Annotated in this window: 13 protein-coding genes; 11 read left to right on the forward strand and 2 right to left on the reverse strand. The window is 27.8% G+C overall.

The window, feature by feature from the left end; all coding sequences use genetic code 11:
- The first annotated feature begins 62 nt into the window (after window positions 1-62).
- Both GQS58_RS14635 and GQS58_RS14640 read left to right on the forward strand, forming a co-directional pair.
- Complete coding sequence (locus GQS58_RS14635; RefSeq protein ID WP_166387213.1) at window positions 63-578, forward strand: hypothetical protein; 516 nt, start codon at window positions 63-65, stop codon at window positions 576-578.
- A gap of 8 nt (window positions 579-586) precedes the next feature.
- A complete protein-coding gene (locus GQS58_RS14640) occupies window positions 587-994 on the forward strand; it encodes a hypothetical protein (RefSeq protein ID WP_166387215.1) in 408 nt (135 codons plus the stop codon).
- A 9-nt stretch (window positions 995-1,003) separates the two neighbouring features.
- Here the strand turns inward: GQS58_RS14640 and GQS58_RS14645 are convergent, their stop codons facing one another.
- Complete coding sequence (locus GQS58_RS14645) at window positions 1,004-1,276, reverse strand: winged helix-turn-helix transcriptional regulator (protein ID WP_166387274.1); 273 nt, start codon at window positions 1,274-1,276, stop codon at window positions 1,004-1,006.
- A gap of 157 nt (window positions 1,277-1,433) precedes the next feature.
- Between GQS58_RS14645 and GQS58_RS14650 the strand changes: the two genes are divergently transcribed.
- Window positions 1,434-1,946, forward strand: a complete 513-nt coding sequence (locus tag GQS58_RS14650) for a VOC family protein (RefSeq protein WP_166387217.1) — start codon at window positions 1,434-1,436, stop codon at window positions 1,944-1,946.
- Between the two features lie 863 nt (window positions 1,947-2,809).
- Here the strand turns inward: GQS58_RS14650 and GQS58_RS14655 are convergent.
- Complete coding sequence (locus tag GQS58_RS14655; protein WP_240914634.1) at window positions 2,810-4,687, reverse strand: B12-binding domain-containing radical SAM protein; 1,878 nt, start codon at window positions 4,685-4,687, stop codon at window positions 2,810-2,812.
- A gap of 369 nt (window positions 4,688-5,056) precedes the next feature.
- On the opposite strand from GQS58_RS14655, the gene GQS58_RS14660 reads away from it, so the two are divergent.
- From GQS58_RS14660 to GQS58_RS14695, 8 genes are all read left to right on the forward strand, one after another.
- A complete protein-coding gene (locus GQS58_RS14660; RefSeq protein WP_166387219.1) occupies window positions 5,057-6,901 on the forward strand; it encodes a hypothetical protein in 1,845 nt (614 codons plus the stop codon).
- Window positions 6,902-7,258: 357 nt separating this feature from the next.
- A complete protein-coding gene (locus GQS58_RS14665) occupies window positions 7,259-8,371 on the forward strand; it encodes an AAA family ATPase (RefSeq protein WP_205860446.1) in 1,113 nt (370 codons plus the stop codon).
- Window positions 8,364-9,095 carry a hypothetical protein gene (locus tag GQS58_RS14670; RefSeq protein ID WP_166387221.1) on the forward strand — a complete coding sequence of 244 codons (732 nt, stop codon included), beginning with the start codon at window positions 8,364-8,366 and terminating at the stop codon, window positions 9,093-9,095. Before GQS58_RS14665 ends, GQS58_RS14670 begins: the two co-directional genes overlap by 8 nt.
- Before the next feature lie 114 nt (window positions 9,096-9,209).
- Window positions 9,210-9,773, forward strand: coding sequence for a Crp/Fnr family transcriptional regulator (locus GQS58_RS14675; protein ID WP_166387223.1), 564 nt, complete (start codon window positions 9,210-9,212; stop codon window positions 9,771-9,773).
- A gap of 60 nt (window positions 9,774-9,833) precedes the next feature.
- Window positions 9,834-10,412 carry an NAD(P)H-dependent oxidoreductase gene (locus GQS58_RS14680; protein ID WP_166387225.1) on the forward strand — a complete coding sequence of 193 codons (579 nt, stop codon included), beginning with the start codon at window positions 9,834-9,836 and terminating at the stop codon, window positions 10,410-10,412.
- Between the two features lie 274 nt (window positions 10,413-10,686).
- Window positions 10,687-11,337: a peroxiredoxin-like family protein gene (locus GQS58_RS14685; protein ID WP_166387227.1), complete on the forward strand. Its 651-nt coding sequence runs from the start codon at window positions 10,687-10,689 to the stop codon at window positions 11,335-11,337.
- A 54-nt stretch (window positions 11,338-11,391) separates the two neighbouring features.
- Window positions 11,392-11,916 (forward strand): thioredoxin family protein, encoded by a 525-nt coding sequence (locus GQS58_RS14690; RefSeq protein ID WP_166387229.1) that lies wholly within the window; start codon window positions 11,392-11,394, stop codon window positions 11,914-11,916.
- A 7-nt stretch (window positions 11,917-11,923) separates the two neighbouring features.
- Window positions 11,924-14,284, forward strand: coding sequence for a sensor histidine kinase (locus tag GQS58_RS14695; protein ID WP_166387231.1), 2,361 nt, complete (start codon window positions 11,924-11,926; stop codon window positions 14,282-14,284).
- Window positions 14,285-14,313: the final 29 nt, after the last annotated feature.

Raw genomic sequence — 14,313 nt, forward strand, 5'->3', positions numbered from 1 at the left:
TATATTAAACCCTTAGTAGAAATATAAGTCCAAACTATATACTTTTTAAATTAAATAATATCATGACTAAAAGAAAGACTCCATTCTCATTTCAAATTAGAATTATTCACAGGTATTTAGGCTTTTTCTTAGCAGGAATTATGTTTGTGTATGCATTAAGCGGAATTATAATGGTTTACAGAAATACAGATTTCTTAAAAACAGAAGTAATCACTGAAAAAAAATTAGCTCCAAATTTATCTGAACTAGACTTAGCGCCCATATTTAAAAAAGGAGCAAAAGTAATAAAACAAGAAGGTGCTGTTTTATATTTAAGAAATGGAAATTACAACCAAACAACAGGTGTTGCAACGATAAAAAAAATGCAATTGCCCTTTGTGCTTGATAAAATGGAAAAACTACATAAAGCAAATACCAGCAGTCCTCTTTATTTTTTAAACATCTTTTTTGGAGTTGCGTTGCTCTTTTTTGTTTTTTCTGCTTTTTGGATGTACGCACCAAAAATGCCTGTTTTTAAAAAAGGAATGTATTTTGCTGTTGGCGGTGTACTTCTAACAATTATTTTATTGTTTATTTAAAACTAAAAATGAGTTATACTTTAAAGGTTTGGTTATTTACAATTATTACCTCTCCTCTACTTTTAGCGTTCATTTCTGTAGATTTTATTAATGATTCTAGTTTAGATAGCATCTTAAATTCATTTAAAATTACTTTTATGATGATGCTTTTTGGAGCAGTTTTATCTGTACCAACAATGGTTGTTTTTTGGTGGATTCAAAGTAGTTTAAATGCTAAATTACCAATATGGAAACATAAAACTATTTTATCTATTTACTCTTTAACAGCTATTTGTGCAACTTTTTATGTTGTTGATTATAGGTCTGTTACTAGTTTTTCTGAACGAACAAGCGGTATATTAATTGCTGCTGTAACAATAGTTTTAGCTATTTGGTTTTTTAATTACAATAAATTAAAGCAACTTAATAACGAATAGTTTTTTATTTTAACTAATGTCTTCTAATCCCCATTTATCTAAATTCCTTAAAATACTTTCTAAAGATTGTCCTCTTTTAGTCAATTTATATTCTACTTTTGGCGGAACAACAGGGTAGACTTTCCTAGAAATAAGTCCATCTTTTTCTAACTCTCTAACCGTCTGTGTAAACATTTTGTTAGAAACACCTATTATGTGTTTTTGTAAAACTCCAGACCTTAAACCACCTTCTAATAAATGGAATAAAATTAAAGGCTTCCATTTTGTACCTATTAAATTCATAGTATAATTTAAAGGACATGTAACTTTTTCTATCAAATTTATAATTTTATTGTATTGATAATCATTATTTTACTCGTTTTGGTAACTATACTACTTTTAGGTAAGTTATTGCCAAATAGGCAAATATAATTTAATTTTGCAACGTAAATTAAATATTATGAAAACAAAACAAGAGTATCCTAAATCATTTTCACACATAGGTCTTACCGTTCCAAATATTAAAGAAGCTGTAAAATTTTATTCAGAAGTAATGGGCTGGTACATTATTATGGAGCCTTCTACTGTTAAAAAAGAAGCAGACACCGCAATTGGAATTATGTGTATTGATGTTTTTGGCGAAGATTGGACAGAATTTGAAATTGCACATTTATCTACTTCAGACGGAATTGGGGTTGAGTTATTTTCTTTTCCGAAAGGCATAAAAGAAGCACCAGAATTTAGTCCTTTTAATACAGGCCTTTTTCACTTTTGTATTCAAGACCCAAATATTGAAGCATTGGTAAATAAAATTGTGGCGTACGGAGGGAAACAAAGAATGCCAATTAGAGAATATTATCCAAAAGACAAGCCTTTTAAAATGTGTTATGTAGAAGATCCTTTCGGTATCGTTTTTGAAGTGTACACACATAGTTACGAGTTAACCTATTCTTCTGGAGCGTATGCTAAATAAAGTTTAAGTACGTTTTAAAAATTGCAATAAAAACTTAAAATGTTAGTTGATTACTGCTATATTGACTAACATTTTCTTTTAGAAGCTTTTTCCTGCTTTCACTACTCTCTGCTAGTGCTCGTTTGTAACAAGTACAGAAGCTGGTGTTCTATATGTTATTGGCACTCGTTACAAATGAGCGCGAACAACAGCCAACAAACAAGTCTAGACCAGATTGAAACGGCATCCTTTTTAATTGTTATTTAATAAGCGTCATTGCGAGGTACGAAGCAATCTATTTGCGATAAATAAATTGCTCTGCTAGTGCTCGTTTGTAACGAATATAGAGCCTAATGTTTTATATGTTATTGGCACTCGTTACAAACGAGCGCGAACAAAAGCTAACAAACAAGTCTAGCCCAGACTGAAACGGCATCCTTTTTAATTGTTATTTAATAAGCGTCATTGCGAGATACGAAGCAATCTGTTTGCGGTAATTAAATTGCTCTGCTAGTGCTCGTTTGTAACGAGTACAGAGCCTAATGTTTTATATGTTATTGGCACTCTTTACAAATGAGCACGAACAAAAGCTAACAAATAATTCTAGCCCAGATTGAAACGGCATCCTTTTTAATTGTTATTTAATAAGCGTCATTGCGAGGTACGAAGCAATCTGTTTGCGGTAATTAAATTGCTCTGCTAGTGCTCGTTTGTAACGAGTACAGAGCCTAATGTTTTATATGTTATTGGCACTCGTTACAAACGAGCTCGAACAACAGCCAACAAACAAGTCTAGCCCAGATTGAAACGGCATCCTTTTTTTGAGGTACGAAAAAAAAGATATAGTGGAAAGCTGGAAATAGCTTCTAAAAAAAATAGCATTTTTACACTTTTAAATATCCTGCTATTAAGTTGTTTTCTAAAGTGATTTTTGGAACCTTAAAATTAAAATAATCTTCTAATGGAATTTCAAACCCTTTGTGATTTAAGTAATTATTTAAAGCGGTATTTAATCCTTGGCTGTACAAATGATGCTCTGCTCCTGTTGGATCTTCGTGATATAAATCGTTTTCTGCAAAGCCTTTAAATTCCGGACCAATAATGTTAATTTCAAACTCGTCTGGGTTTTTACCAACCGGACTGTGGCTTGTACACGCAAATTGATGCCAAAAAGCAGATTGAATACAATTATGATAAAATAACTGACGTACAACTTCTAAAGAATCGATGGTTTCTTGTGCTGTTTCTGTAGGAAAACCGAACATTAAATAGGCATGTACCATAATGTTTTCATCAGAAAAAGCTTTGGTTACTCTTGCTACTTGCCCAATATCCACCCCTTTTTTCATCTTTGCTAATAACCTATCTGAAGCAACTTCTAATCCGCCAGTTACAGCAATACAACCAGATTTAGATAATAAAGCACACAATTCTGGCGTAAATGTTTTTTCGAAACGAATGTTGGTCCACCAAGTAATGTACACTTTGCGTTCCATCAATTTATTAGCCAAGGCTCTTAACATTTTTGGCGGTGCAGCTTCATCTACAAAATGGAAACCTGTTACTCCGGTTTCTGAAATTATTTTCTCTATTTTATTGACTAAATCGTCTGCTGTGGTGTTTTCGTAATTGCTAATATAATCTAGTGTAACGTCGCAAAAAGAACATTGTTTCCAATAACAACCATGAGAAATGGTGAGTTTATTCCACTTTCCGTCAGACCACATTCTGTGCATCGGATTCATAACATCTAAAAAAGATAAGTATTTTTCCGTTGGCAAACCAATGTAACTTGGTGCGGGTAAATTTTTATGATGAAAAATGGTATTCGGAATTTTATTAGCATACACAACCTTATTATCTCTACAGATATAAGTTCTTTCTAGCTTGTCCTCGCCTATTTTACCTGCAATAAATTCGGTAATTCTTAACAACGGACCTTCGCCATCATCTAGCGTAATAAAATCTACAAAATCGAAAATTCTAGGATCAGACAAACGTCTTAATTCGGTGTTGCAATAACCACCGCCCATGGCAATTTTTATATCTGGATAGTTTTGTTTTATAAACTGAGCACAACGCAACGCAGAAAACAAGTTTCCCGGAAAAGGAACCGTAAAACAAACTAAATCATAAGTGTCTTGTTGTATTTTCTCGTCTAACAAGTACAGCATTTCGTCTTCTATTAACGTGGTTTCGAACTGTAAACATTCGTCTAGTTCATCGAAACTAGAAGCGGCTCTACCAATTTGTTCTGCATAACGTGTAAACGAGAAAAACTCATCTACATTGGTGTTTATAAAATCGCCTAATTCTTCTACAAATAACGTGGCAATGTGTTTGGCTTTGTCTAAAATACCTAGTTTACCAAATTCTGTACTTAAATCGTTTTTTAATTTTACACGTCTGTGTCCGTGTGGTAAATAGTCTTTATGCACAATTTGATACGCTGCCGTTACTTCTTGCACTCTCAAATAATCCATTACAGAATCTACCTTATTTATGTATTCTTCTTTTTGTTGCCAAACTAAAGGCAATTCTTTGTTGCCTAGCATTGCTGCTTGCTTAAAAATTGCGTCTATAAATTCTTTTGTAAATACCGCCGTAAACAACTCTATACTTAAATCCATCTGTGTTGTTTGCACGTCTTTAGAATCTAAGAATCCTTTAATATATGCGGTTGCAGGGTACGCAGTATTTAATTGTGTAAATGGTGGCGTTATTAAAAGTGTGTTTATAGACATAAATAAAATAAAGTGCAAAGATGCATTTTTATTCTAATGTATAGAAAGGTAAAAATGGTTATCATTTAAAATTATTCTGTAAATAAAAATGGGTTTTCTTACTATTATAACTCTTTTAAAACTTTATAAATTATTATAAAATAAAACTAATTACTGAAACCCGTAAACTTAAAAGGTTTTTTATTTATACGTTTGTTTTTGTTGTTTAAGCGGTAGGTTAAACCTTTGTAAAACAATGATAAATATATTTTAAAAAGCTGTTTTTCTTATTGATTTTTTAGCACAAAAAAACTAACTTAGCTAACTTCTGATATAAAACATTGAAACTATTTTATATCATTCGCTTAAATATAAGCAAAACAAAAATTAGAATAAAAAAGAAAAACTATGAAATTAGAAAAGATATTAGATAAACTTGGCTCACTTGAAAAAAACTCGTTTATTAAAGTAATTGATAATATCATCTCAAAAAAACCAAAAAACAGCAAGGAAATTGATGTGATTTTAAGTTCATCTGATAAAGGTTTAAAGTCAGTAGATAATAGAAATATCAATAAAGTATTTGCTCTAATTTCAGATGAATTTCAAGAGCATATAAAATCTGAATTTCAAGAAATAAATACTCAATTAGATGTTTTAATTGATATTATAATTCGGGACGGAAACTGTATAATGAAACAAGATTGGTTTTCAAGGTTATATGACAATGAAATAAAGAATTTAAAAGGTAAAATTAAAGTTCTAAATACAGATTTTGATAATGACAAATCAGAATTAAGTGAAACTAGAAAAAGAGATTACAGAATTTATAAATTTTGCTTACATACCGCATATTATAATGATGAAGAAAACAATCGTGAAGCTAAAGTTTCTTCAGATGAACTTTCTATAATTTTAACACTATCAAAACAGTTAGGACTTTCTCAAGAAGAAATTAAATTAATAAATTACTCTATTTTACCTATTAAAAAGGTTGATATTCAAGAAGTAATAAAAGGGTTAAAAAATATTGGTATTATTTTTTACTCAAATAAAGAAAGTACTATCTATGTTGCAGACGAAATGGTTAGACTTTTAAGAAAAACTCGTAAAAAAGAAATAGCAACAAAATATTACCGTAGAACATTAAAACTTTTAAGAGAACCTATAATAAATCAAATTTCAAAAGACCATAACATAGACAGAAAATTGTCTTATTCAGAAAAAATAGAAGGAATTATTAAAGAAGGGGTTTCATATACAGATTTATTATTTTCTGGAATTTATAAAACAGGAAGTACTCTTACTGAAAAGAAAAAAACTCTGAATGAACTTTGTGAAAAAGGTCTTGATATTAATAACCTAAAAGGAAGTACTTTAGATGAAAAAATAAATAGTTTAATTGAATATTTTGAAAATATTGAACGAGACGAAAAAGTTGGAATTTCTCTTGACGGTTTTGAGAAACTACTTTCTGAACTAAATATTACGTTACCTAAATTAAATAAGCAAATAAAAGAACAATTTGAACTACAAGACGAATTTGTTTTAAAGGCTGACTTTTTACTTGATTATAATATCAAACCAAGAGATATTTTAGATTTAATAATAAAAGAGGATAGAACAAAATTCATAAAAGATAACGGAATTAAACAAAGAGGTGATGATATTTTAAATATTTTAGAACATTATAAAGATGTAGAAAATCTATATTTAGAAAATTATGAAAATGTAGCTTACAGAAACTTAAACCTATTAAAAGAAAACGGAATTACAATAAAGGAAAGTGAACTCGGTTTAAAATTTGAAGAACTTACAAGTATCATTTTTAAAGGAATTGGATTTAATGTCGATGACAAATTTAAAAATCAATTAAATACTAAAAAGGATATGATGGATATTCTTTTAAATTTAGGAAACCAAGAAATTATAATTGTTGAATGTAAAACAAGTAAAGAAAGAGGTTACAATAAATTTAGTGCAGTTTCTAGACAATTAAAATCTTATCAAAATTTAGCATTAAAAAATGATTTACGAATTGTGAAAATATTACTTATTGCACCTGAATTTAGTGATGATTTTGTAACAGATTGTGAAATGGATACAGAAATGAATTTATCTTTAATTACTGCATCTACTCTATCTAATATTTCGGAAGCCTTTAAAAATTCAAAATACACTGAATTTCCACACGTATTATTCAGAGATATTATTATAAACGAAGAAAGAATATTAAAAGCAATAAGTAAATAATGTCGGTAATTAATTACTAGCTTTTTATCACTTTGTAAATTTTCTCGGTTTTCCCCAAACATTTATCTCTTAATAAACTCACTGTTTATAATACTTTATCAAACAGAATTAACAACATTTGTTTTTTTGTCGTTTAAACAGTAGGTTAAACCTTGTATAAAATAAGAATATCTTAAAAAGATATTTTTATTTTATACTTTTTACATCAAAAAACATATTTTCACGAACTTCTGATATAAAATATTGAAACTATTTTATATTATTATAGTTAGCAACAATATTGACTCAAAACAAAAACTTGCCGTAAAAAAATTACGGAACACATTTTTTATTATATATTTGACAAAAAAATAAATTGTGATAACTAAATTCTCTGTAACTAATTTTAAAGGCTTTAATCAAGAATTTATTTTTGATTTAAAGAATACCAATGGTTATAATTTTAATAAAGCTAGTATTAAGGACGGTGTAGTTAACAATGCCTTAGTATATGGACATAATGGTGTTGGTAAATCAAATTTAGGTCTTGCTCTTTTTGACATTGTAGGTCAATTAACTGATAAAAACATAAATCAACATGAATATGATTTTTATTTAAATGCAAATAATAATTCTGATTTAGCAACTTTCCGTTATGAATTGCTTTTAAATAATAGTATTGTAGTCTATGAATATGAAAAAAAAGACAACAAAACTGTTATTTCAGAAAAGTTTTTTATAAATGATAATTTGCTTGCTTCGATAGATAAGAGAAATAGTGAACATGCAAAAATTAATTTTAAAGGTACAGAAAATTTAAAAAAAGAGTTAACTAACAACAATTTGTCTCTATTAAAATATATAAAAAACAACTCTCTTCTAGATGAAAACAAAGAAAATTCAACTCTATTAGAATTTTATAATTTTATTGATAAGATGCTTCTATTTAGGTCTCTTGAAGATAAAAAATATATTGGTTTGGAAGTTGGAGCAGTAAGTGTTCAACAAGATATTATAAATAGAAAAAATGTACCTGATTTAGAACTTTTTTTAAATAAAGCTGGGATAAAATGTAATTTAAGTGTAATTAAAGAATTTGATAACGATATACTTACATTTAAATTTGGTGATAAAACGATCCCTTTTGCAGAAATAGCATCTCAAGGAACTAAAGCTTTAGCTATTTTTTATTTTTGGCTACAAAGGTTAAAAGAGAATTCTGTAGTTTCTTTTTTATTTATAGATGAGTTTGATGCTTTTTATCATCATGAACTATCTGAAATAATAATCGAAGAATTAAAAGAAACAGGTGTTCAATTTATATTAACCACTCACAATACTTCTGTTATGAGTAATGATTTATTAAGGCCTGATTGTTATTTTTTAATGTATAAAGATTCTATTAAATCATTAGCTAAAAGCACTAATAAAGAACTCAGAGAAGCTCATAACATCGAAAAAATGTATAAAGCCGGTTCCTTCGATGTCTAACATACTATTCATTTTTGAAGGTGAGAAAACTGAACAGTTTATAATAAAAAATCTTACAAAATATTTTATAAATGAGCAAAATAATACTTTAATTACGTGTGCTTATTGTGCGGAAATTTATCAATTATACGATGAGATATCTAAAGATATAGATTTAGATACTTTTACCTTGTTGAAAAAAATTAAAGCTAACAAAGAAGTTCTTGCTCAATATTCTAGAAATGATTTTGCTGAAATTTATATGTTTTTTGATTATGATGGACATTCAACATTAGCCGATGATAACAAAATTATAAATTTATTGAATCTTTTTAACGAAGAAACTGAGAAAGGAAAATTATATATAAATTATCCAATGGTTGAGTCATTGAAGCATATTAAATCTATTGAAAGTTTTAAAGATTCAAAAGTAAATGCAAAGGAAAATATTAGATATAAAGAATTAGTAAACTTTGAATCTAGAAATGAATATAAACAAATAAATAATTACTCTGAAAAATTATGGCTTCAAGTTATTAATTTACATATAATGAAAGCAAATTTTATTACAAATGACAAATACATTTTGCCTTTAAATAATATTTCTCAATTTAATATTTTTGAAAAACAACTAGAAAAATATATTAATATTGATAATACTGTTTCTGTACTTAATTCATTCCCTATTTTCTTATTAGATTATTATGGTTTTTTATTTATAACAAACCTTATTGAAAAAAAATAATTTTTTAAAAAAAAATATTGATATTTTAAATTCCTATTTAAACACGTAATAAGGCCCGCTAGTACTTGTTCACTAATTTTCTTATAATAAATCCTTGCCGGTAACAAAAAAAAAATGAGAAACTACCTACAAACATTTGGCATTTTAACCGAAAAAGAAATCGATCTTTTTGAAAGTAAGGTTCAGAAAAAGCAATTAAAAAAAGGCGATTTTTTCATTAAAGAAGGTCAGACATCTAAAGAAGTCGCATTTGTAGTTTCTGGTTTGTTCAGGTCGTTTTATTACACTTCATCAGAAGAAGAAGTTACCTACTGTTTTACCTTTTCTAATTCATTTGTTAGCGCCTACTCTTCTTTCTTGTCTCAAACAAAAACAATTGAAAATATTCAGGCATTAACAGCTATAGAATTATTAACAATATCTAGAGAAGAAATTTTACTATTAGAGAAATCGAGTACCAATTGGCTAAAATTTTTTAAGTTAATTACGGAGCAAGAATACATTAAAATGGAAAAAAGAGTTTTCTTGTTGCAAAAAGAATCTGCAGAAAAAAAATATAAAGATTTACTTATAAATCAGCCAGAATATTTGCAAGCAATTCCTTTAAACTTTTTGTCTTCCTATTTAGGCATCACCCAAAGACATTTAAGTAGAATAAGAAAGTCAATTACGAATTAGACATATGTCCTTTTAAAAAAGTACAGAAGTATTGTTCTTTGCACAAAACAAAGAACAATTATGAAACAAGTACTAATAATAAATGGACATCCTGATAAAGAGAGTTTTAATTATGCCTTATCAGAAGCTTACCTAAAAGGAGCAAATAAAACAAATGCTATAATTTCTAAAATTAACATTGCAGAATTGGAGTTTAATCCTAATCTGCAATTTGGGTATCGCAAAAGAATGGAATTGGAGCCTGATTTAGTTTTAGCCATTGAAAAAATTAAAAAAGCAGATCATATTGTTTGGGTGTTTCCAATGTGGTGGTATGGTTATCCTGCACTTATGAAAGGCTTTATAGACAGAACATTTTTACCATCAATTACATATTTACCGATTAAGGGAAAAGCATTACCCGAAAAACTACTGAAAGGAAAATCTGCACGTTTAATTATTACCGCAGATACACCAAAATGGTATGATTTTCTGGTAATGAAAAGTCCGGCAATAAACCAGTTAAAAAACGGAACACTAAAATTTTGTGGAATAAACCCTGTAAAAACAACTTATATAGCTTCAATAAAAAATTCAACTTCTGCTTTTAGAGCAAAGTGGTTAAATAAAGTAACCTTGTTAGGAGAAAGCGTTAAATAACAATTGCCAATACCGTATATAATTTATAGACTACTTCTCGCCTAGTACAATAATTCTTGCTAATCTATCTTAAAAAATTAGCAACTAATAAAACAAATATCTAACATTCTATACAATGCTGGATGTTTGCTTGTAAACAACTTTTATTTATCAAACAAGTACTCTCTTAAAAAAATAAGAATTTTATTTTTTAAACTTTAATATTGATTTTCCTTAAAACAGCCTAATAAATATTTACATTTGAAATATCAGTAAAAACTAATTACAGAAAATAATGAAAAACCTAAGAGCACAAACAGACGCTAAAATTGCAGCAGGAAGAAAGAATAACCCTAACTTTATGAAAGGGATTGATGAAATTATAGCAAAAGCAAAAGATTTTGAAGAAGGTAAAAATGCGCTTAAAGTAGGTGAAAAAGCACCAAGTTTTGAGTTGCCTAATGCTGAAGGGAATTTAATTTCATTAGATGTTTTATTAGAAAAAGGTCCTCTTGTAATTACATTTTATAGAGGTGATTGGTGTCCGTATTGCAACTTACAACTAAGAGCCTTGCAAGCAAAGTTAAACGAAATTAAAGCTTTGGGAGCTTCATTAGTTGCTATTAGTCCGCAAGTACCAGATGGTTCTTTAACAAAAAGCGAGATTAATGAAATGGATTTTATAGTATTGTCTGACCAAAATGCAAAAGTAGCATCTAAATATGGAGTTGCTTGGGAAGTACCTGAGTTTATGGCAGAGCACATGCGAGTAGATCGTAATCTTGATTTAGAAAAGATAAACAATGGTAATGGCAGTATATTGCCAATTCCTGCTACATTTATATTAAGTAAAAATGGCGTTGTTGCTTGGAATTATGTAAATGTTGATTATAGAACACGTTCTGAACCTAATGAGATTATTGAGGCTTTAAAAAAGTTATCTTAGTAAACTATTAAGACTATGTAAATAGTAGTATTTTAACACATTAAAAACCAATCTATGAAAGTTAAATTTTTAGTACTTTTTATAACCGCTTTATTGGCTGTTAATTATCAAACATCAGCACAAGAAAGTACAAAAGTTTTATTAGAAAAAGCACAAAAGAAAGCAAAAAAAGAAGGGAAATCTATTTTTATAAAATTTGAGGCTTCTTGGTGTAGTTGGTGCCATAAAATGACCAAAGACATGCATTCTAAAAAGACTAAAAAGTTTTTTGATGATAATTATGTAATTGTACCTATTGTTGTGCTAGAATCTTCAAAAAATAAAAATTTAGAAAACCCAGGTTCTCTAGATTTATTAAAAAAGTATGATGGAGATAAAGCTGGCTTACCCTTTTGGTTAATTTTAGATAACAACTTAGCGCTTATTACAGATTCTAATGATAATAATGGTCAGAATTTAGGAGCTCCAGGAAGTGCTGAAGAAGTAGAAGTGTTTCTAGAAAAAATAAAGAAATCTGCCATAAAAATTACACAAAAAGATGTAATAAATATTACAAATCAATTTGTTATGAAAAAATAGAACTCAAATGAAATTTGTTAAAACAAATAAACTCCTGCTGTTTTTTATCCCTTTGGTTCTTGTTACTTATTTAGGTATCGATAATTATTATAAAATTATTACCCAAAACGAGTTAGAAATTATAAAAAATAGTGCAGAAAATGATTTAAACGCAAAAGGAATTTTAATTAATGAAATCTATAAATATCTAGCTACAGATATTGATATTATTGATTGGCAATTTAATACAACAGGTTTTAATAAAGACATACATCCTAAAAGAGAAAAATTAGAAGACTTTTTTCTTCATTTTTCTAACCTACAAACTACTTATGATCAAGTTCGTTTTATAGACACTCTTGGTCATGAAGTTGTTCGGGTAGATTTTGATAGCGTTAACTCTGCCAAAGTTGTGGATTCTATTAACTTACAAGATAAAAGCAATAGGTATTACTTTAAAAATGCTAAAAATTTAAAGAAAAACGAAATCTATTTTTCAAATATAGATTTAAATATGGATTTTGGGAAAATTGAAATTCCATACAACCCAGTACTTAGAGTTGCTAAAAAAACATACAATGTTAATAATAAGTGGACAGGTTTAATAGTTGTTAATTATTTTATTAGCGATATTTTTAATAAATTATCTAATCAAAGCAATCTTAAATATACTTCGTTTGAATTAAATACATCTGAGGGTTTCTCTTTAATATCTAAAGATAAATACAAAAATTTTAGTCATATTACTACTAATTCAGATAGTTTAGCTTTAAAAAACACACATAAACAGTTGTGGCAAAACATACAGCAAAACAATGCTGGAAGCGATACTTATAAAGATGTTATTTACGTATTTAATAAATTAACAATTAATAACACTAGTTTAAAAAATAGTAATTATAAAGAGAATAAAACACTTATACTTATTCATAAAATAGATTTAAAGCAGGTTTATAAATCTCAATCTATTTATAATTTTTATAAGTGGTTATCATTTATTCTTAGTGCTATTTTAATACTTTTTATTCTAATTGGTATTCAGTATTATAATAACAGAATACGAATTCAATACAAAGAACTTCAGAAAAAAAATATTGAATTAGAGGGATTAAAAAATAAAACACAAAAAAACCTAAACATTAAATTAGACGAATTAAAGTTAACAGAAAGAAAGTTCTATTCTATTTTTAACAATGCTGGTATTGGTATTACTTTGGTCGATTTAAAAGGAAAACCAGAATTTACAAATAAAAAACTTCTAGATATTTTAGGATATTCTGAAGAGGAAATGACAAACATGACCTTTGCAGATTTTACACATTTAGATGATTTAAATACAGATCTTGAGAAGTTTGATAAACTGATTAAAAGAGAATTTGATTCTTATAATATAGAAAAACGTTATATTAGAAAAGATAAAACGGTTATTTGGGGAGATTTAAATGTATCATTATTACTAAATAAAGAAAATGAAATTATTAATGTAATAGGTGCTGTTACAGATATTACAGATCGTAAAGACGCACAAAAAGAGTCTAAGAATCTTAAAAAAGTTATAAAGAGTTTAAATTACATAGCAAATGTTTTAAATATTGACTCGATAGAAAATTCCTCAGAAATTAACGAGTCTATAAATTTGGTAAAACAAATAGAAAAACAATCTGATGATATTTTAAAAGCAAACAAAGCAAGAGAAGAACTTTTAAAAAACTTAGAGCATAAAAACACCGAATTAAACAACTATGCTCATATTGTTTCTCACGATTTAAAAACACCGTTACAAAGCGTATATACTTTAGTAAATTGGATTGAAAGTGACAAAGAAAACAAGCTAACGGAAGAAAGTGAAATGTACACTCAATTAATTCTAGAAAATCTAGAAAGAATGGAATCTTTAATTACTGGTATTTTAAAATATTCTAGCATTGATAATAATGAAATGGAAGAATATGATATTAATACACTCAATTTGGTAAACGAGCTTGTAAAGTTAATGGTTATACCAAAATCTATAGAAATTAAGGTTGATCAAAATTTACCAACTATAAAAGGAAATAAACATAGAATTCTTCAAGTTTTTCAAAATTTACTTCAAAATGCAATTAAAAGTATTGTTGATGAAAAAGGAGAAATAGAAATTGGCGTAACAGAAACGCCTCAATTTTGGAAGTTTCACATTAAAGATAACGGAAAAGGAATTGAAGAAAGGTATTTTAAAAAAATATTTGAACTTTTTCAGAGTGTTGATGATAGTGAAACGAAATCTGGTATTGGTCTTTCTATTGTAAAAAAAGTAATTCAGCTTTACAAAGGAGAAGTTTGGGTTGAAAGTGAGGTTGATAAAGGAACTATATTTTACTTTACAATACCTAAAGAAACACAAAATTAAAGGGTTTACTTTCTAAAAATTAAAAGAGG

The organism is Polaribacter sp. 11A2H (assembly GCF_011379025.1).
GTDB lineage: Bacteria > Bacteroidota > Bacteroidia > Flavobacteriales > Flavobacteriaceae > Polaribacter.